Consider the following 19144-nt stretch of genomic DNA (forward strand, 5'->3'; position numbering starts at 1 on the left):
GGGCCCCTCCTCCAGGGGCCCGGCCGGTCTTCGTTTCTGCGGGGCGGCGCCTCGTTCACCTCCGGCCGGCCGCCCTCACCTCAGTGCGCGCGCCCCTTTCCCGGCCGCCGCCGCGTCAGGAACAGCGCCCCGCCCGCGGTCATCGCCAGCGCGCCGATCCCGAGGGGCAGCAGGTCCGGCGCTCCGGTCTCGGGCAGCTGGCCACCGGTGTGGCCGCCCCCGGAGGAGGTCTCCTCCGGCCAGGTGGGCGGGTGACTGGGCTGGTGCGTGCCGGTGGGGCTGTGGGTGGGCTTGGGACTGTGCGTGGGCTTGGGACTGTGCGTGTGGGTGGGGGTCGGGGTGGGCGGCGTCGGTTCGGTCGTCGGTTCGGTGACCTGGATCGTCGCCTCGGCCGGCGGGGACGTGACCGTGCCGCCGTTGCCCTTCGCCACGGCCGTGTTGACGACACTCCCCCGTTCCACGTCGTCGGCGCGCACCGTATAGACGCCGGTGCAGGTGGTGCTGTCGCCCGGGGTCCCCTTCGCGGCCAGCGTCGTGGACGCGCAGGTGATGCCCTCGAGCCGGTCGTCCTCGATCACCAGGTCCTCGACGGGGGTGTCGGTGACGTTGCTGACGACGTACGTGTACTCCACCTCGTCCCCGGCGCCGTACGGCTCCGAGTCGTCCACCTCCTTGATCAGGGCGAGCCCGACCCCGCCCTTGCCGCCCAGCGGCAGTTCGACGCTCGACGGCGGGGACTCCACGGACTCCTCACCGCTCTTCCCGGTCGCCGTCGCCGTGTTCGCCACATAGCCGCGGACCGCGTCGGCCGCGGTGACGGTGTACGACGCGGTGCAGGTCATGGTCGCGCCGACGGCCAGCGTGGCGGAGGGGCAGGTCACCGGCCCGACCGTGGGGTCGTCGACGGCCACGTCGGTGAGGTCGGTCTCCCCGGCGTTCGTCACGACGAACTCGTACGGCACCGCCGTGCCCGGCACGATCACCTCGGGCAGCGGTTCGGCGATGCTGACCTGCTTCACCAGGTTCAGCCGGGGCAGCGGCTTCAGGGACCGGGCGGAGAGCGTGCGCAGCAGGTGCACATCGGTGAAGGCACCGGTCGAGGCGCCGAAGCCGAACTTGTACGTGGCCGGCACCGGCTGCGGCGCGGGTGTCTCCAGGACCTGCTGGGCGCCTGCGCCGTCGTGGAAGTCGACGAGGACCGTCAGCACCGGGTCGGGGGCCGGGCTCAGCCGGACCGTCACCGTGCGGCGGGACCGCTCCAGGATCTGCTCGGCCTGCTCGGGCGTCGTGCCCGGAGGGAGGTCGGCCGCCGTCGTCGGCCCGTGGAGCGTGCCGGGCAGGGTGGAGGGCCAGGGCCCGTCCGTCGTCAGGTTGTCCGTGGTGGCGGCCAGGAAGCAGTAGCCCTCGGTGCCGTTTCCGGGGCCGCGCACCGTGACCATGTTGGCCCCGGGCGCCGGAACCCGGAACTCCGTACCGGCCGGGGACCGCCGCGCGCAGCCGTTGCCGCGGTGCTCCCAGTCGCCGAAGTAGTTGCCCAGGACGTCCAGCCCCACGCCGAGGTAGCCGTGGGCGACGCCCGGCAGGAAGTCCCGGCCCGGGTCGTCGTCCGGCAGCTTCTGCGCGTATCCCAGGCTTCCGCCGAAGGCGCCCGGCGCGAAGAGGTCGGCGGCGCCGTCCACCAGGAAGAACGAGATGCCGTCCGCCGGGCTGGCGGCGGGCGTGCCGCCGTACTGCCACTGGTCGAAGGAGACCTCCAGGCCCTCGTTCGCGGGCAGGGCCTTGTTGTGGATCACGGCGGCCGAGCGGTCGTTGCCCACGTCGGTCAGCTGAAGGTAGCCGTGGGGCGCGGCACTGCGGGGCGGTACGGGGCCCACCCCCGGGTCCGGGCAGCCGCCCAGCGGGTGGGCCGTGCCGCCCGGGGGCGGGGTGGCGGGCAGGGCCCCGGTCAGACAGGCGGGCCCCACTGCCGTGAAGTCGGTGTCGGCCGTCGCTCCGGTGAACGTCTCGTCGACCAGGGCCGGTCCCGTGGCGGCGGCGTGGCCGACCGGCACGGTCCCGGGGACGAGGAGGGCGGCCATGACGGCGGCGGTCAGGGCCACGGCCCCGGTCGCCGGCACCGCGCGACCGCGGCGTGACACCTTGGGATGGTTTCGTAGCATAAAGTGACAGTAAGAATGCGTTCGAGGTGGTTCGCACACCACACCGCCCGCCCCGGACCGGGCGCCGCAATGGCGCAACCGGGACGGACCCGAACGGCGGCGCGGCGGCGCGCCCCCGGCGTGACCGAGCCCACCCCCCTGCCCGTTCGTACTCCTGTCGAACTCCCGCAACAATGTTCCCGTGATCACCTCGCCGTCCCGGAGCACGCAGCGTCGCACCGAGCCCGCCGCGACGCCGTACGTCGACCTGTCCCGGGCCGAGTGGAGCGCACTGCGCGACAGGACGCCGCTGCCGCTCAGCGCCGAGGAGGTGGAGCGGCTGCGCGGCCTCGGGGACGTCATCGACCTGGACGAGGTGCGGGACGTCTATCTGCCGCTCTCACGGCTCCTGAACCTGTACGTGCAGGCCACCTCCGGACTGCGCGGCGCCCTGAACACCTTCCTCGGGGACGCCGGGAACGGGCACGGGGCGCAGCGCGGCACCCCGTTCGTCATCGGGGTCGCGGGCAGCGTCGCCGTCGGCAAGTCCACCACCGCCCGCATCCTCCAGGCGCTGCTGGCCCGCTGGCCGGAGCACCCCCGGGTGGAGCTGGTCACCACGGACGGCTTCCTGCTGCCGATGAAGGAGCTCCGCGCTCGCGGGCTGATGTCGCGCAAGGGGTTCCCGGAGTCCTACGACCGGCGCGCCCTGACCCGTTTCGTCGCCGACATCAAGGCCGGCAAGGACGAGGTCACCGCCCCCGTCTACTCGCACCTGATCTACGACATCGTCCCCGGCGAACGGCTCACCGTGCGCCGCCCCGACATCCTCATCGTCGAGGGGCTGAACGTCCTCCAGCCCGCCCTGCCCGGCAAGGACGGCCGCACCAGGGTGGGCCTCGCCGACTACTTCGACTTCAGCGTGTACGTGGACGCCCGGCCCGAGGACATCGAGACCTGGTACCTCAGCCGGTTCCGCAAGCTCCGCGCTACGGCGTTCCAGGACCCCTCCTCGTACTTCCGGAAGTACACCCAGGTCTCCGAGGAGGAGGCCATGGAGTACGCGGCGACGATGTGGCGGACCATCAACCGTCCCAATCTGGTGGAGAACGTGGCCCCGACGCGCGGCCGTGCCACCCTGGTGCTGCGCAAGGGCCCGGACCACAAGGTGCAACGGCTGTCCCTGCGCAAGCTCTGAGCCGGTCGAGCCCCTACGAGGAGCGTTGTGCTGCATCTGCGCCTGATCGTCCCCGCCGACCGCACCGGCGAGGTGACCGCTCTGCTGGAGTCGACGGTCGGCACCGCGCATCTGGTGGTGCTGCCCGGGGTCGCCCGGGACCCGGTGGGCGACGTGGTGCTCTGCGACGTGGCCCGGGAGGCCGGGGACACGCTGATCGGGGAGCTGCGGGCGCTCGGCCTGGACCGCTCCGGGTCGATCACCGTCGAGAGCATGGACCTGACGCTCTCGTCCCGCGCCGACCGCGCCGAGGAGGAGGCGCCGGGCGAGGGCGCGGACGCCGTCCTGTGGGAGGAGCTGACCGACGTCACGCACGAGGAGTCGACGTTCACCCTCACCTACGTGGCGTTCCTGTCCGTGGCGACCATGCTGGCCGCCTGCGGTGTGATGCTCGACAACGCGATCCTGATCGTGGGCGCGATGGCGGTGGGCCCCGAGTTCGGACCGCTCGCCGGGATCAGCACGGCGCTCGTCCAGCGCGCGCCCCGGCTGGTGTGGCGCTCGCTGTGGGCGCTGGTCGTCGGCTTCGCGGTGGCGATGGCGGTGACGGTCGGCTTCGCCTATCTCATGGACGCCTTCGGGCTGTTCAACGCGTCGATGATCGAGGCGACCCGGCCCAACACCTCGTTCATCTGGCAGCCGGACTGGATGTCGTTCGTCGTGGCGTTCCTCGCCGGGATCGCCGGAACGCTCTCGCTGACCTCCACCAAGTCGGGCGCGCTGATCGGCGTCGCCATCTCCGTGACGACGGTGCCCGCCGCCTCGAACGCCGCGATGGCCTTCAGCTACCGCGACTACAGCCAGATGAACGGCTCCGTCCAGCAACTGCTGGCCAACCTCGGCGGGATCGTGCTGGCCGGCACGCTGACCCTGCTCGCGCAGAAGGGCCTGTGGGTGCTGGCCCTGCGCCACCACCGCAGGCACCCCGAGCGGTACGCGAAGAGCGGGGCGCGCCTGCCCCGGTGACGGCCCGGCAGGGTCGGGGCCGCCGATACTGCCGTATTCACCACACGCGCCGCACCCCCCACGGCTGCCACCCTGTCGGTCATGAACGAACCGGGTGACGTCGTCTTCCGCGTGCCCGCGCGGAACGTGTCGTGGTGGGGCTCCGCGGTCTGCGCGGTGGCGGCGATCGCGGCCGTGCTGCTGGCCTGCCTGCGACGGGACGCCCTCGGCGCCGCGTTCTGGGGGTGTGCGGTGATCGCGCTGATGGGCCCGGTCTTCCTGTACCTGGCCACCGCCCGGCTCACCGCCGACGCGTACGGCCTGCGCTCCCGGACCCTGCTGCGCCGCCGCACGGTGCCGTGGACCCGCGTCGTGGAACTGCGGCGGTACATCCAGTACGGCCGGCACACCGACATCCACCGCGTCAGCGTGCTGCTCGACACCGGGCGGTCCTGGCGGCTGCCGATGCCGATGAGCGGCGAGGACCTCGGGCGGTTCGACGCGGAGCTGGCGGCGCTGCGCGCGCTGCACCGCCGTCACGGCCCGGCCACCGCGCCCGACGAGGTCCCCGTCATCGCACGCGGCGCGGCGGGGCGCCGGACCGTCCTGCCCTGGGTCCTGTGCGCCGTGCTGCTCACCGCCTCGGGCGTGGCCGCGACCTACGTGGCCGACGCGGCGGCCGAGCGGCGGGCGTGGCGGGCGGCCGTGCCCTGCACCGCGACCACCCCGGCCGCCGAACGCCGCGCCTGCCTGACCACCCTCACCGGCGTGATCGAGCGGACCGACGTCAACGAGGGCCGGAACAGAACCAGTTGGCTGTACTTCACCGGGGACCGCCCGCTCCACCGGCTCGGTGTCTCCCGGGACGACGCCGCCGCCTTCCGCGCGGGTGAGAAGGTCGAGCTGGTCTTCTGGCACGGCCGGGCCAGGACGGTCACCGGCGAGCGGCACGTCTGGCACGACCACGTCACCGGCCCCGGGGAGATCGCCGTCCTCTCCGCCGTCTGCGCGCTCGGCGCGGGCTACGCGGGGGCGCTGCTGCTGATCCGCCGGCGCGGGCGCCGGCTGCGGGACGACGAGTTCCTGCCCTCGTCCCTTCCGTTCGCGGGCGCGCTCGCCGTGACGGCCGTCTGGCTGCTGCCGCTCTGCGCCCTGCACCCGACGGACCCGCTGGGCTCGACCGGGACGGTTCTCTGGGCGGCGGCCGGCACGGCGGCCACCCTGGTGGCGCTCGTCCTGGCCTGGCGCGCCACCCGCGTCCGCTCCCTGGAGGAGACCCCCGCGCCCGCCGCGCCGGACGGGCGCGACCACTTCCTGTCCGCCCGCTTCCTGGAGCACACCGCGTACAACCCGCACCTCTTCGGCACGCATGTCGTCATCGGCGCCGGCGCGCCCGCCGTGACCCCGCACGCGGGCCCCGGCCGCTTCGCCGCCCGCCCGATCCCCGCGGAGCGGCTCACCGTCCGGGGCGTGCGGCGGGCCCGGGGCGACGAGGGCGACACCGTCCCCACGAGCTGGCACGTCGCCGAGATCGACGACGGCGGCGAGCCGGTCCGCCTGGCCGCCGCCCCCGCCGACCTGGCCCGGATCCTGGCCGCACTGGAGGACGAGCGCCGCACCGCTGGGGCACCGCCGGACACGGGAACGACCCGGCCGTGAGACCGGGTCGTTCCCCCTCGGGCGTGCGGCGAATCAGCCCAGCGCGGACTTCACCACGTCGGCCAGCCGCCCGGCCACCGCGCGCGCCTGCTCGATGTCGGCGGCCTCGACCATGACCCGCACGAGCGGCTCCGTGCCGGACTGGCGCAGCAGCACCCGGCCGGTGGCGCCCAGCTCGCGCTCGGCCTCCGCGACGGCCGCGGCCAGCTCCGGAGAGGTGTTCACCCGGGACTTGTCGACGTCCGGCACATTGACCAGGACCTGCGGCAGCCGCTCCATGACCCCGGCCAGCTCGGCCAGCGGCCGGCCGGTGGCGGCGACCCGGGCCGCCAGCATCAGCCCGGTCAGCGTGCCGTCGCCGGTGGTGGCGTGGTCGAGCACGATGACGTGCCCGGACTGCTCGCCGCCCAGGGCGTAGCCCTCGGCCTTCATCGACTCCAGGACGTACCGGTCGCCCACCGCCGTCTGGACGAGGTGGATGCCCTCGCGCTCCATGGCCAGCTTGAAGCCGAGGTTCGACATCACGGTGCCGACCACGGTGTCCTTGCGCAGTTGCCCGGCCTCGCGCATGGCGAGGGCCAGCACGGCCAGGATCTGGTCGCCGTCGACCTCCTCGCCCGCCGCGTCCACGGCCAGGCAGCGGTCGGCGTCGCCGTCGTGCGCGATGCCCAGGTCGGCGCCGTGCTCGACGACGGCGGCGCGCAGCAGCTCCAGGTGCGTGGAGCCGCAGCCGTCGTTGATGTTCAGCCCGTCGGGCGTGGCACCGATCGTGACGACCTCGGCCCCGGCACGGGCGAAGGCCTCGGGCGAGACGTGGGCGGCCGCGCCGTGCGCCTCGTCCAGGACGATCTTGAGGCCGTCGAGGCGATTGGGCAGTACGCCGATGAGGTGGGCGACGTACCGGTCGAAGCCCTCGACGTAGTCGGTGACGCGGCCGACTCCCGCACCGGTCGGGCGGCTCCACGGCTCACCCGTGCGGTGCTGCTCGTAGACCGTCTCGATCCGGTCCTCCAGCTCGTCGGCCAGCTTGTGCCCGCCCCGGGCGAAGAACTTGACACCGTTGTCCGGCATGGCGTTGTGGCTGGCGGACAGCATGACCCCGATGTCGGCGCCGAGCGCGCCGGTCAGATAGGCCACGGCCGGGGTCGGGAGCACGCCGACGCGCAGGACGTCGACGCCCGCGCTGGCGAGGCCGGCCACCACGGCCGCCTCCAGGAACTCTCCGGAGGCGCGGGGGTCGCGCCCCACCACGGCCGTCGGCCGATGGCCTTCAAAGGTGCCCGCCTCGGCCAGCACGTGCGCCGCCGCGACCGACAGGCCGAGCGCGAGCTCGGCCGTCAGGTCCGCGTTGGCGACGCCGCGCACGCCGTCCGTGCCGAAGAGTCGTCCCACTGGTGTCCTCCGAAGGTGCTCCGAAACGCAAAAACCAAAAATCAGACTAAGCAGCCAACAAGCCTATGAACGCCTTATGCCGTTATATGCCCGAGGCTCTCAATAAACGAACGCCCCGGCAGCACGGGGAGTGCCGCCGGGGCGAACGTGTAACGCGGTTGAGCAGGCGGTTTAGCGCTTGCTGTACTGCGGGGCCTTGCGGGCCTTCTTGAGACCGGCCTTCTTGCGCTCGACCGCACGGTCGTCGCGGGAGAGGAAGCCGGCCTTCTTGAGGGTCGGACGGTTGTTGTCCACGTCCGCCTCGTTCAGCGCACGCGCCACACCGAGACGCAGGGCGCCGGCCTGACCCGAGACACCGCCGCCCGAGATGCGGGCGATGACGTCGTAGCGACCGTCGAGCTCGAGCACCTTGAAGGGCTCGTTGACTTCCTGCTGGTGCACCTTGTTGGGGAAGTAGTCCTCAAGGGTGCGACCGTTGATCTTCCACTTGCCGGAGCCCGGAACGATCCGGACACGGGCGATGGCGTTCTTGCGACGGCCCAGGCCGGCGGCGGGCTGCGGGTCGCCGAAGCGGCCCGCGAGCGACTCGGAGGTGTACTCACCCTCGACGGGGACCTCCGACTCGAAGGTCGTCACCTCGGCGTAGGTCTCCTCGCCGTCGGTGCCCTCGATAGGGGTCTCAACAGTGGTCTCGGCCACGATTCTCCTCAGATCTTTCTTTACGTCTTTGGGGGGAGGCCGGAACTACTGCGCGACCTGGGTGATCTCGTACGGGACCGGCTGCTGCGCAGCGTGCGGGTGCTGGTCACCCGCGTAGACCTTCAGCTTCGAGATCATCTGGCGGCCGAGGCTGTTCTTGGGGATCATGCCCTTGATGGCCTTCTCGACGGCCTTCTCGGGGTTGTTCGCGAGCAGGTCGTCGTACCGCACGGAACGCAGACCACCCGGGAACCCGGAGTGGCGGTAGGCCATCTTCTGGGTCCGCTTGTTGCCGGACAGGTGAACCTTGTCGGCGTTGATGATGATGACGAAGTCGCCCATGTCCATGTGGGGGGCGTAGATCGCCTTGTGCTTACCCCGGAGGAGGTTGGCGGCCGTGGTGGCCAGACGACCCAGGACAACGTCCTGCGCGTCGATGATGTGCCACTGGCGAGTGACATCGCCGGGCTTGGGGCTGTACGTACGCACTTCGTAGCCTTCGCTTCTTCAGTGGATGAGGGCACATGGCACCCCTGAAGCGATCATGCAGCTGGAGCTCACAATGCCGGGACGAGCCCGTATGCGAGCCACTGGGAACTGCTCCAGAGAACCTGCGTCAGGGCCTAGCCCATACGCATAACAGTGCAAGAGCCTACCCGCCCGTACCCGCACGGGTCAAAACGGGGTCCCGTGCTCGGGGTTCCGTCCTCAATCGCCGGACGGGCTTGTTTGTGCGGGTTCCCCGCGGGGCGCCTGATGTTCGGTGGGTGGGGGTCCGGGGTCCCTCCGGGGCGTCTCCTCGAACGACGAACGTGCGGGCACCACGCGTACGCACCCCGGTCTGTGTTCGTCGTTCTGCGGGGACTCCCCTGCACGCCCCCGGACCCGGCCGGTTCTGCGTCTGCGGCCCGGGATTCGCAGGCGGGGGGACGGTAACCGGCGGGGCGCGCTCGCGGGCCTCAGGCCCCACCGGGGGGTGAGACGCCCGACCGGCCGGGTGGGGGCGCGCAGGGGAGTCCCCGCAGGAAATGGCGTACGACCCGGCCCACCTTTCGGACCTGGGTGCACACGCCATTTCTGAGGAGTCTCCCCGGAGGGACCCCGCCCCCACCCACCGGACACAGGCGCACCCGCACCCCGGCCCGGAGGGCCACCGCACCCCGCACCCCGGCCCGGAGGGCTACCGCACCCGCTCCACCCGCCGCTCGTCCCAGACCGGCTCGCGCGTCTCGCGGACGACCCCGTCGGATCCGAAGACCAGGAAGCGGTCGAAGGACTTCGCGAACCAGCGGTCGTGGGTGACGGCGAGGACGGTGCCGTCGTACGCCTCCAGCCCGTCCTGGAGCGCTTCGGCCGATTCCAGGTCGAGGTTGTCGGTGGGCTCGTCCAGGAGGAGGGCCGTGGTGCCGGCCAGCTCCAGGAGGAGGATCTGGAATCGGGCCTGCTGTCCGCCGGACAGCTTCTCGAACGGCTGGTCCCCCTGCCGCTCCAGCTCGTACCGCCGCAGCACCGACATCGCCGCGCCCCGGTCCTTCGCGTGCTCGGTCCACAGGATGTCGACGAGCGTGCGGCCCAGCAGCTCCGGGTGGGCGTGGGTCTGGGCGAAGTGGCCGGCCACCACCCGGGCGCCGAGCTTCCACTCCCCCGTGTGGGCCACCGGCTCCCCGGCCAGCAGCCGCAGGAAGTGGGACTTGCCGGAGCCGTTCGAGCCGAGGACGGCGACGCGCTCGCCGTAGTAGATCTCCAGGTCGAACGGTTTCATCAGACCGGTCAGCTCCAGACCGGTGCAGGTCACCGCCCGCACCCCGGTCCGGCCGCCGCGCAACCGCATCCGGATCTCCTGCTCGCGCGGCGGCTCCGGCGGCGGCCCCGCCTCCTCGAACTTCTTGAACCGGGTCTGCATCGCGTGGTAGCGGCTGGCCATGTCGGGGCTGTTGGCCGCCTGCTGGCGCATCCGCAGGACGAGCGCCTTCAGCCGGGCGCGCTCCTCCTCCCAGCGGCGCAGCAGCTCCTCGAAGCGGGCGAAGCGCTCCTTGCGGGCCTGGTGGTAGGTGGCGAAGCCGCCCCCGTGGACCCAGACGTCGCTGCCGGCCGGGCTGGGCTCGACGCTGACGATCTTCTGGGCGGCGCGGGAGAGCAGCTCCCGGTCGTGGGAGACGAAGAGGACCGTCTTGCGGGTCTCCCTCAGCTTCTCCTCCAGCCAGCGCTTGCCGGGGACGTCGAGATAGTTGTCCGGCTCGTCGAGCAGCAGCACCTCGTCGGGGCCGCGCAGCAGCGCCTCCAGCACGAGCCGCTTCTGCTCACCGCCGGAGAGCGTGCGCACCTCGCGGAACTGCGCCTTCTCGTACGGGACGCCGAGCGCCGCCATGGTGCACATGTCCCAGACGGTCTCGGCCTCGTAGCCGCGCACCTCCGCCCAGTCGCTGAGCGCCTGCGCGTACGCCATCTGCGCGGCCTCGTCGTCGACGGTGAGGATCAGCTCCTCGGCCCGGTCGACGGCCTCGGCCGCCTTGCGGATGCTGGGCTGGGCGACCGAGACGAGCAGGTCGCGCACGGTGCGTTCGTCGCGGACCGAGCCGACGAACTGCCGCATGACGCCGAGCCCGCCGCTGACCGAGACCGAGCCGCCGTGCGGCTGGAGCTCCCCGGACAGCAGGCGCAGCAGGGTGGTCTTGCCGGCGCCGTTGGCCCCGACGAGGGCGACCACGGCTCCGTCCGCCACCCGGAACGAGGCATCGCCGAGCAGCACCCGCCCGTCCGGTAGGTAGTACTCCAGATGACCCGCTTCGAGATGTCCCATGCACAGCATTGTCACGGGCGGGGAAGCGCAGGCCCAACCGGATTACCTTCCGTCCAGGTCCTGTCGTCACCATCACGTCGTCGCCCGGAGGGCGGGCGGGGTGGTGACGACAGGGCCTAGGATTCGCCGCATGAGCTTTGGGCAAGGGGGGCCCTCGTGGGGGCCCGGGGGCAATGGGACTCCGGACTGGGCGGCGCTCGCGGAGGCGTCCGCCGCACGCGCCAGGCGCAAGAGGTGGCTGATGATCGGCGGGGGCGCGCTGGCCACCGCCGCGGTCGCCGCGATCGTGGCCACCGCGGTCATCTCGACCAACAAGAACGGGTCGGGCGGCACCTCCGGCAAGAACGCGAGCGAGCTGCCGTCCGCGACCGACCTGCCCAGCGAGACGGCGCAGCCGGAGCCCTCGTTCTCGTCGGTGGCGCCGCCGCCCCCGCCGAATCCGAAGGACTACATATCCGATGTGAAGAAGGACCGGGCGCCGGTCACGGTGGACGCCTTCTTCCCCGGCAAGAAGCTCACGATGGGCGACCGCGTGTACGCCAAGGGCGCCACGCACCGCACCACGAAGTGCGCCGCCGCCACGCAGGGGGCGCTCGGCTCGATCCTCGTGAACAACGGCTGCGACCAGGTCATCCGGGCCACGTACAGCCGTGACGGCGTCGCCGTGACGCTGGGCCTCGCGGTCTTCGAGACGGAGGCGCAGGCGAAGAAGGCCGCCCAGCAGGCCAGCGGCTCCGTCGCCTCGCTCAGCGGCTCGGGTGTCCCGGTGTTCTGCCGGGGCGGCGCGGTCTGCCGCCGTACCGCGAACTCCTACGGCCGGTACGCGTACTTCGCGATCAGCGGGTTCACCAACGGCAAGAACGTCACCAAGGCCGACAAGAAGGTCTTCGCCGTCGGTGACGACCTGACCAACTTCACCTTCCGCCAGATCCGCCACCGCGGCGAGGTCCAGGCGTCGGCGGCCGCCACGGCGCCGGTCGGCTGACCCTCTCCGGCCCGGTCGGCCCACGTCCCCGGATGGGAAGGACCGCTGTCGTGCGTCTCCTCTTCCTGGTCGCCTTCCTGCGCATCCTGCGCCACCGCGATGCGGTCGGCGCCGATCTGGCGCCGGACGAGGCCGTCGTCCTGGACCCGCCGGACCCCGCGCTGCGGGCGGCGCTGGGCGCGGCGGCGGCCGGGGACCACGGGCCGGCGCGCGAGCTGCTGGCGGCGACCCGGACGCACGCGCAGTGGGAGCGCCGGGACGCGTACGTGGGGCGGCTGGCCCGGACCGCGCTGCACCACGACGGCTGGCTGGAGGCGTGGCTGGAGGAGGCGCCGCGGGATCCGGACGCCCTGCTGGTGGTCGCCGACCTCCGGCTCCGCCAGGCGTGGAAGGTCCGTACGGGGGCCCGCGCCCGGGACGTCGAGCGCGACCGCTTCCAGGCGTTCTTCGCCCTCCTGGAGGATGCCGTCCCGGTCATCGGGGCCGCCGCCGAGGCCAATCCGGGTGATCCGGTGCCGTGGCGGGTGGCGCTCGCCCACGCCCGTTCCATCCAGGCCCCGCGCGAGGTCTTCGACTCCTATCTCGCGGAGGCGGTGGCGCGCGATCCGCACCATTTCGGCTGCCACGCCCAGGCCCTCCAGTACCTGACCGCCCGGTGGTACGGCTCGCACGAGGAGATGTTCGGGTACGCCGAGCGCGTCGCGGACTCGGCGCCGCCCGGCTCCCGGCTGCACGCCCTGCCGCTCCGGGCGGCGCTGGAGTACCGGCTGGCCGAGGACGACGGCGGGCCGCCGGACCCCGATCCGTACGCCGCCCGGGTGGACGCCGCCCTGGCCCGCGCCCGGGACCTCTCGGACACCTACGCCGGGGCGGGCGACCACGAGGCCGCCGGATTCCGCAACGAGACGGCCCTGCTGCTGATCCTCCGGGACCGCCCCGAGGAGGCCCTGGAGGTGTTCCGGGCCATCGGCGTGCACGCCACGGAGTACCCGTGGAACCGGCTCGGGGAGCCGCGTACCGAATTCCTGGAGGCCCGTTCCGAGGCCCGGCTCGATCTGGCGGCGCGGATCCCCTTCTTCGCGCGTCCGCCCGAGCCCCCGGCGCCCGCGCCCGACTGGGCGGCGCTCACCCCTCGCGCGGTGGCGCTGGTGCCGGTGCCGCCGGCCGAGGTCGCCCAGGCGGCCCTCCTGTGCGCGGTCTCGCTGCGTACGGCCCCGGCGGGCGAGGACGGCAGCTATGTGGAGGTGGCCGCGGAGCCCGCCCCGGGGCGGCGGCGGCCGGCACCGCTCCCCCACGAGCCGCTGCTCGCGGCGGCGGAGACGTTCACGACCGGGGAGAGCTGGCCGGCGCTGGTCCTGCACCGCGCCCCGGGGCGCACGGGCGCCACGGCGGTGCACCAGGGCCGCCGGGTCGTCACGCACGTCTGGGACGCCGAGGCACCGGCCGCCGACCACACCGATGTGCAGGAGGCCGCCGGGGAGCTGGCGCGGCTCTACGGGCTGGCGGATCCGCGTCCGCTGGCCCACATCCTGCGCTCCACCGCCGACCCGGCGCGCCACCAGGCCGATCTGGTGACCGCCCTGGGGCTGCCGCCCGTTCCGCCGGACTTCGGCGGGGACACCGAGATCCTGGGCGCCCTTCCGGGGGCCCGGGTGCAGGCCCGCCGCTCCCTCCTGGCCGGGATGCGGGACACGATGCGGACGCGGGCGGGCGTGCACCCGCCGGCCGGGGGCCGCACCCCGCGTACGGTCCGCTGGTGGGTGACGCGCACGGCCGCGCTGGTCGTCGTCTCGGCGGGGGCGGTGCTGGCCTGGTGGAGTCCGGACGTCGACTGGTTCCGGGCCTCGCTGTTGAGCGGAGCCGCGCTGGCGCTGCTCGGGGTCGTCGGGGCGGCGCGGCCCGGCGGGCACCGCGACGACCTCTGAGCGGCGCTCAGCAGCAGCCGGCGCCGGGCAGGGTCCGGACGTTGCGCGCCTCGACGGCACGGGCCGCGAGCAGCGCGTCGGCCGGGTAGGCGACTTCCTCCAGGGTCAGCCCGTGCGGCCGCACCACGTGCACCCCGGGGTCCCGCACCCCGGCGGCCAGCACCTCGGCCGGCCACGCGGCCGGACGCCGCCCGTCGCCCACGAAGAGCATCGCCCCGACCAGCGCCCGCACCATGTTGTGGCAGAACGCGTCGGCCTGCACGGTCCCGGTGAGCGTGCCGGACGCCTCGTCCCGCACCCACCTCAGCGTCTGGAGCGTCCGGATGGTCGTGGCGCCCTCGCGCTTCTTGCAGTACGCGGCGAAGTCGTGCTCCCCCGTCATGCGCGCCGCCGCCTCGTTCATCGCGTCGGCGTCCAACGGCCGGTCGTGCCACAGGACATGCCCCCGCACCAGCGGGTCGGCGCCGCCCGGCCGGTCGGAGATCCGGTACGCGTACCGCCGCCACAGCGCCGAGAAGCGGGCGTTGAACCCGGCGGGGGCCTCGGCGATCCGCCAGACCCGGACGTCCGGCGCCATCCGCCCGGCCAGCCGCCGCAGCAGCTTGTCCCCGTGCTCGGCCCAGACCTCCGCCGGAAGGTCCACGTGGGCCACCTGGCCGCGCGCGTGCACCCCGGCGTCGGTGCGTCCGGCGACCGTGAGGTCGAAGGTGCGCGGGGAGCGCGTCACGGTCCGCAGCGCGTCCTCGATCTCCCCCTGCACCGTCCGCCGGCCGGTCTGCTTCGCCCAGCCGGAGAAGTCCTTGCCGTCGTAGGCCAGGTCCAGCCGCACCCGGACCAGGCCGGGCTCCACCACATCACTCACACCGCGATCCTCTCACCCCGCCCGGACAGCGGAACGGGCCCGCACCTCCCCGAGGGGTGATGCGGGCCCGTCCGGAGACCGTCAGAACGCTCAGGCGTCCTTGGACTCCTCGGCCTCGGCCGGCTTGGCGTCCTCGACGGACTCGACCGGGGTCTCGTCCTTCTTGGCCGCCTCTTCCTTGACCGCACGCTTCGTGGCGGCCTCGGCCTCACCGGTGGCCTGCTGGGCCACGGTCAGCGCCTCGACCAGCTCGATGACGGCCATCGGGGCGTTGTCGCCACGACGGTTGCCGATCTTGGTGATGCGGGTGTAACCACCGGGGCGGTTCTCGTACCGCGGGGCGATCTCGGTGAAGAGCGTGTGGACGACGCCCTTGTCCGTGATCGACTGCAGCACCAGGCGACGGTTGTGGATGTCGCCCTTCTTCGCCTTGGTGATGAAACGCTCGGCGACCGGACGCAGGCGGCGGGCCTTGGCCTCGGTCGTGGTGATGCGGCCGTGCTCGAACAGCGACTTCGCGAGGTTGTTGAGAAGAAGCTTCTCGTGCGCGGCGCTGCCGCCCAGACGGGCACCCTTGGCGGGCTTCGGCATGGTGTTTCTCCTTGAGTGCTGCACCGGCCGTATCAGGTACCGGTGTCAGTTCCCGCACGGCGGTCGCCGCGCGGAAGTATGTGCTGTCGCCGGTCCGGGGCACCCGTCGGAAGACAGGCACCCCGGCCGGAGGCGACTCAGTACTGCTCGGTCTCCACGAAACCGGCGTCCGCGTCGTCGTCGGCGCCGAAGGCGTCCGCGGCGGCGGTCGGGTCGAAGCCGGGAGGCGAGTCCTTCAGCGCCAGGCCCATACCGGCCAGCTTCGCCTTGACCTCGTCGATCGACTTCGCACCGAAGTTGCGGATGTCGAGCAGGTCCGCCTCGGAGCGGGCCACCAGCTCGCCCACCGAGTGGATGCCCTCGCGCTTGAGGCAGTTGTACGAGCGGACCGTGAGCTCCAGCTCCTCGATCGGCAGCGCCAGGTCGGCCGCGAGCGCGGCGTCCGTCGGCGACGGGCCCATGTCGATGCCCTCGGCGTCGATGTTGAGCTCGCGCGCCAGGCCGAACAGCTCGACCAGGGTCTTGCCGGCCGACGCCATGGCGTCACGGGGACGCATGGCCTGCTTGGTCTCGACGTCGACGATCAGCTTGTCGAAGTCGGTGCGCTGCTCGACACGGGTCGCCTCGACCTTGTACGTGACCTTGAGCACCGGCGAGTAGATGGAGTCGACCGGAATCCGGCCGATCTCCTGGCCCACCTGCTTGTTCTGGACGGCGGAGACGTAGCCGCGACCGCGCTCGACGGTCAGCTCCATCTCCAGCTTGCCCTTGCCGTTCAGCGTGGCCAGGACGAGATCCGGGTTGTGGACCTCGACACCGGCCGGCGGGGCGATGTCGGCGGCGGTGACCAGGCCGGGGCCCTGCTTGCGCAGGTACATCACGACCGGCTCGTCGTGCTCCGAGGAGACGACCAGCTGCTTGATGTTGAGGATGAGGTCGGTCACGTCCTCCTTGACGCCCGGCACGGTGGTGAACTCGTGCAGGACACCGTCGATGCGGATGCTGGTGACAGCGGCACCCGGGATCGAGGAGAGGAGCGTGCGGCGCAGGGAGTTGCCGAGCGTGTAGCCGAAGCCCGGCTCCAGCGGCTCGATGACGAACCGCGAGCGGAACTCGTCAACGACCTCTTCGGTCAGCGACGGACGCTGAGCGATAAGCATGTGTGAATCCTTCAGTCGTGGGCGCCCACTATTTGACACCCGACAGATGAAACAAGGATACGGGCGGCACACCCCCGCAGGGGGCATACCGCCCGTACCCACGCTTCTGCCGTACGGCCGTCACCGGCCGTCACGGATCAGACGCGGCGACGCTTCGGCGGACGGCAGCCGTTGTGCGGCGTCGGGGTGACGTCCTGGATCGAACCGACCTCCAGGCCCGTGGCCTGCAGGGAGCGGATCGCGGTCTCACGGCCGGAGCCGGGACCCTTGACGAAGACGTCGACCTTGCGCATGCCGTGCTCCTGCGCGCGGCGGGCGGCCGACTCGGCGGCCATCTGCGCGGCGAAGGGGGTGGACTTGCGCGAGCCCTTGAAGCCGACGTGGCCGGCGGAGGCCCAGGAGATCACGTTGCCCGAGGGGTCCGTGATCGAGACGATGGTGTTGTTGAACGTGCTCTTGATGTGCGCGTGGCCGTGAGCGACGTTCTTCTTTTCCTTGCGACGCACCTTCTTGGCTGCGCCCTGACGACCCTTGGGGGGCATGTCTTGACTCCAGATGGAGAGGGGAGGTGATCGGTCCTACAGCGAAGACCGCTGGTTGCTGCGTCGGTCCGGAGGCCCGGACGCGCGCAGTGCGTCCGCTGAGGACTACTTCTTGCCGGGCTTCTTCTTGCCGGCGATCGCGCGACGCGGACCCTTGCGGGTACGGGCGTTCGTGCTGGTGCGCTGACCGTGGACGGGCAGACCGCGACGGTGGCGGAGACCCTGGTAGCAACCGATCTCGACCTTGCGGCGGATGTCGGCCTGGATCTCGCGGCGGAGGTCACCCTCGGTGCGGAGGTTGGCGTCCACGTACTCGCGGATCTTGACCAGGTCCTCTTCGGCCAGGTCGCGAACGCGGGTGTTCGGGTTCACGCCGGTGGTGGCGAGGATCTCCTTGGACCGGGTGCGCCCGATGCCGAAGACGTAGGTGAGGGCAACCTCCACGCGCTTGTCGCGCGGGATGTCAACACCTGAAACGCGTGCCATTCAATGGCTCCAGTTGTTATTTCGGGGGTCTTCCGCAGAACCACTCCCGACCGCCGACCTCTCGCTGGGAGAGGTGGTACGCCCGGGTCCCCGGCCCCCGCCGGAGGTGTCGTCAGCCGTGGCTTGGACGGGCTCTGCGTATGTACGTATAGCGTGCGTCGCGCGAAGTACTGCGAGATGCAGGGGGTCGTGCGTCAGCCCTGGCGCTGCTTGTGGCGCAGGTTGTCGCAGATGACCATGACCCGACCGTGACGGCGGATCACCTTGCACTTGTCGCAGATCTTCTTGACGCTCGGCTTGACCTTCATGGGATGTCAGGTTCTCCGGGTCAGTGCCGGCACCCCGCGTGAACGGGATGAAGGCAAGATCTACTTGTAGCGGTAGACGATCCGGCCACGCGTCAGGTCGTACGGAGAGAGCTCCACCACGACCCGGTCGTCCGGGAGGATTCGGATGTAGTGCATCCGCATCTTGCCGGAGATGTGCGCGAGGACCTTGTGACCGTTCTGGAGCTCCACCTTGAACATGGCGTTCGGGAGGGACTCGATCACGGTGCCCTCAATTTCGATGGCACCTTGCTTCTTGGCCACGCTTCGCCTTTCGAATCGGCTACCTTGATCGACTCTCCACCGCCGTATGCGGACACACGGATGCACGAGAGCCGACGAGTCAGTCTACGTCAGCGGACTCCAAAAGACGAATCCGTCAAGTTTGCCCACCGCCGGAGATCCTTAGACCTCCGGCGGCCCGCGAATCAGCCCAGGGGGTCCGGAGCCGCCTCCACGCCGTACCGCGCCAGCCGCTCACGGCCGCAGTCGGGGGCGGTCAGCACCAGCGGGCCCTGTTCGGTGAGGGCGATCGAGTGCTCCCAGTGCGAGGACCAGGTGCCGTCCGTGGTGATGACGGTCCACTCGTCCTCCAGCACCTCGGTGTGCGGGGTGCCCAGCGAGACCATCGGCTCGATCGCCAGGCAGACGCCCGGGACCAGCTTGATGCCCTTGCCGCGCTTGCGCGCGACGTAGTTCAGCAGATGCGGGTCCATGTGCATCTCGGTGCCGATGCCGTGCCCGCCGTAGTCCTCGATGATCCCGTACTTGCCGGTGGCCGGCCGGGGCTGGCGGCGGATGTAGGTCTCGATCGCCCGGGAGATGTCGACCAGCCGGCCGTTCACCTTCATCGCGGCGATCCCGGCCCACATCGACTCCTCGGTCACCCGGGACAGCTCGATCAGCTCCGGAGCGTGACCGGTGCCGACGAAGGCGGTGTACGCGGCGTCGCCGTGCCAGCCGTCCACGATGGCGCCGGCGTCGATGGAGATGATGTCGCCGTCCTTGAGGACGGTCTTGTCGTCCGGGATGCCGTGGACGACGACCTCGTTGACCGAGGTGCAGATGGTCGCGGGGAACCCGCCGTACCCCAGGAAGTTCGACTTCGCCCCGTGCTCGGCGATCACCTTGCGCGCGACCTCGTCCAGGTCCCGGGTGGTGGCGCCGGGCACCGCCGCCTCGCGGGTGGCCGCGTGAATGGCAGCGACCACCAGCCCCGCCTCACGCATCTTCGCGATCTGCTCGGGGGTCTTGATCTGCACCATTGCGCGGCGCCTTTCTGCATACGGGGACGGGGGCGGCCTACTCCACGATACGGCCGCACGCCGATATCGCAGCCGTGCACGGCAACGGGGTCCAGTCGTGCACCCCGCCGCAGTTCCTTCCGATGTGCGGCC

At 71.9% G+C, this 19144-nt stretch carries 18 protein-coding genes; 5 read left to right on the forward strand and 13 right to left on the reverse strand.

Annotated elements, in window-relative coordinates; all coding sequences use genetic code 11:
• Positions 1-80: 80 nt before the first annotated feature.
• A complete protein-coding gene (locus ACWCXC_RS35820) occupies positions 81-2138 on the reverse strand; it encodes a DUF7507 domain-containing protein (protein WP_450891683.1) in 2058 nt (685 codons plus the stop codon).
• Between the two features lie 202 nt (positions 2139-2340).
• Here ACWCXC_RS35820 and coaA point away from each other — a divergent pair, with 202 nt between their 5' ends.
• The 3 genes from coaA to ACWCXC_RS35835 all read left to right on the forward strand — a co-directional run bounded on the left by coaA (position 2341) and on the right by ACWCXC_RS35835 (position 5979).
• Positions 2341-3336, forward strand: coding sequence for a type I pantothenate kinase (coaA, locus tag ACWCXC_RS35825; RefSeq protein ID WP_450683850.1), 996 nt, complete (start codon positions 2341-2343; stop codon positions 3334-3336).
• A 27-nt stretch (positions 3337-3363) separates the two neighbouring features.
• The gene (locus ACWCXC_RS35830; protein WP_450683849.1) at positions 3364-4341 is read left to right on the forward strand and encodes a DUF389 domain-containing protein; all 978 of its coding nucleotides are present in this window, start codon (positions 3364-3366) and stop codon (positions 4339-4341) included.
• Between the two features lie 81 nt (positions 4342-4422).
• Positions 4423-5979, forward strand: a complete 1557-nt coding sequence (locus ACWCXC_RS35835) for a PH domain-containing protein (protein WP_450891684.1) — start codon at positions 4423-4425, stop codon at positions 5977-5979.
• Between the two features lie 33 nt (positions 5980-6012).
• Here the strand turns inward: ACWCXC_RS35835 and glmM are convergent, their stop codons facing one another.
• The 4 genes from glmM to ACWCXC_RS35855 all read right to left on the reverse strand — a co-directional run bounded on the left by glmM (position 6013) and on the right by ACWCXC_RS35855 (position 10879).
• Entirely contained in the window at positions 6013-7371 is a 1359-nt protein-coding gene (gene glmM / locus ACWCXC_RS35840; protein WP_450683847.1) for a phosphoglucosamine mutase, read from the reverse strand.
• Between the two features lie 171 nt (positions 7372-7542).
• Positions 7543-8070, reverse strand: a complete 528-nt coding sequence (gene rpsI, locus ACWCXC_RS35845) for a 30S ribosomal protein S9 (protein ID WP_450683846.1) — start codon at positions 8068-8070, stop codon at positions 7543-7545.
• A 45-nt stretch (positions 8071-8115) separates the two neighbouring features.
• A complete protein-coding gene (rplM, locus tag ACWCXC_RS35850; RefSeq protein ID WP_018101206.1) occupies positions 8116-8559 on the reverse strand; it encodes a 50S ribosomal protein L13 in 444 nt (147 codons plus the stop codon).
• Between the two features lie 691 nt (positions 8560-9250).
• On the reverse strand, positions 9251-10879 hold the full coding sequence (locus ACWCXC_RS35855) for an ABC-F family ATP-binding cassette domain-containing protein (protein ID WP_450683885.1): 1629 nt from the start codon (positions 10877-10879) through the stop codon (positions 9251-9253).
• 121 nt (positions 10880-11000) lie between these two features.
• Between ACWCXC_RS35855 and ACWCXC_RS35860 the strand changes: the two genes are divergently transcribed.
• Complete coding sequence (locus ACWCXC_RS35860; protein WP_450683845.1) at positions 11001-11855, forward strand: hypothetical protein; 855 nt, start codon at positions 11001-11003, stop codon at positions 11853-11855.
• A gap of 50 nt (positions 11856-11905) precedes the next feature.
• On the forward strand, positions 11906-13780 hold the full coding sequence (locus tag ACWCXC_RS35865) for a hypothetical protein (RefSeq protein ID WP_450891685.1): 1875 nt from the start codon (positions 11906-11908) through the stop codon (positions 13778-13780).
• 7 nt (positions 13781-13787) lie between these two features.
• Here ACWCXC_RS35865 and truA read toward each other — a convergent pair whose 3' ends face one another.
• The 8 genes from truA to map form a co-directional block, all read right to left on the reverse strand.
• Positions 13788-14642, reverse strand: a complete 855-nt coding sequence (truA, locus tag ACWCXC_RS35870) for a tRNA pseudouridine(38-40) synthase TruA (RefSeq protein ID WP_450682340.1) — start codon at positions 14640-14642, stop codon at positions 13788-13790.
• A 90-nt stretch (positions 14643-14732) separates the two neighbouring features.
• Positions 14733-15233, reverse strand: a complete 501-nt coding sequence (rplQ, locus tag ACWCXC_RS35875; protein ID WP_450682341.1) for a 50S ribosomal protein L17 — start codon at positions 15231-15233, stop codon at positions 14733-14735.
• A gap of 137 nt (positions 15234-15370) precedes the next feature.
• Positions 15371-16393, reverse strand: a complete 1023-nt coding sequence (locus tag ACWCXC_RS35880) for a DNA-directed RNA polymerase subunit alpha (protein ID WP_003966937.1) — start codon at positions 16391-16393, stop codon at positions 15371-15373.
• A 137-nt stretch (positions 16394-16530) separates the two neighbouring features.
• A complete protein-coding gene (gene rpsK, locus ACWCXC_RS35885; RefSeq protein ID WP_003956432.1) occupies positions 16531-16935 on the reverse strand; it encodes a 30S ribosomal protein S11 in 405 nt (134 codons plus the stop codon).
• 105 nt (positions 16936-17040) lie between these two features.
• Positions 17041-17421, reverse strand: a complete 381-nt coding sequence (rpsM, locus tag ACWCXC_RS35890) for a 30S ribosomal protein S13 (RefSeq protein ID WP_383639977.1) — start codon at positions 17419-17421, stop codon at positions 17041-17043.
• Positions 17422-17615: 194 nt separating this feature from the next.
• The gene (gene rpmJ / locus ACWCXC_RS35895; RefSeq protein WP_003956441.1) at positions 17616-17729 is read right to left on the reverse strand and encodes a 50S ribosomal protein L36; all 114 of its coding nucleotides are present in this window, start codon (positions 17727-17729) and stop codon (positions 17616-17618) included.
• Between the two features lie 60 nt (positions 17730-17789).
• Positions 17790-18011 (reverse strand): translation initiation factor IF-1, encoded by a 222-nt coding sequence (gene infA, locus ACWCXC_RS35900; protein WP_003956442.1) that lies wholly within the window; start codon positions 18009-18011, stop codon positions 17790-17792.
• 164 nt (positions 18012-18175) lie between these two features.
• Entirely contained in the window at positions 18176-19012 is an 837-nt protein-coding gene (gene map / locus ACWCXC_RS35905) for a type I methionyl aminopeptidase (RefSeq protein WP_450682342.1), read from the reverse strand.
• Positions 19013-19144 lie beyond the last annotated feature (132 nt).

It is taken from the genome of Streptomyces sp. NPDC001515 (genome assembly GCF_053597115.1).

Excerpts from the sequence above, each read along its gene's own strand:
- ACWCXC_RS35835 (WP_450891684.1), top strand. The coding sequence starts at position 4,423 with ATGAACGAACCGGGTGACGTCGTCTTCCGCGTGCCCGCGCGGAACGTG.
- ACWCXC_RS35855 (WP_450683885.1), bottom strand. The coding sequence starts at position 10,879 with ATGCTGTGCATGGGACATCTCGAAGCGGGTCATCTGGAGTACTACCTA.
- ACWCXC_RS35860 (WP_450683845.1), top strand. The coding sequence starts at position 11,001 with ATGAGCTTTGGGCAAGGGGGGCCCTCGTGGGGGCCCGGGGGCAATGGG.
- rplQ (WP_450682341.1), bottom strand. The coding sequence starts at position 15,233 with ATGCCGAAGCCCGCCAAGGGTGCCCGTCTGGGCGGCAGCGCCGCGCAC.
- ACWCXC_RS35880 (WP_003966937.1), bottom strand. The coding sequence starts at position 16,393 with ATGCTTATCGCTCAGCGTCCGTCGCTGACCGAAGAGGTCGTTGACGAG.
- rpsK (WP_003956432.1), bottom strand. The coding sequence starts at position 16,935 with ATGCCCCCCAAGGGTCGTCAGGGCGCAGCCAAGAAGGTGCGTCGCAAG.
- rpsM (WP_383639977.1), bottom strand. The coding sequence starts at position 17,421 with ATGGCACGCGTTTCAGGTGTTGACATCCCGCGCGACAAGCGCGTGGAG.
- rpmJ (WP_003956441.1), bottom strand. The coding sequence starts at position 17,729 with ATGAAGGTCAAGCCGAGCGTCAAGAAGATCTGCGACAAGTGCAAGGTG.
- map (WP_450682342.1), bottom strand. The coding sequence starts at position 19,012 with ATGGTGCAGATCAAGACCCCCGAGCAGATCGCGAAGATGCGTGAGGCG.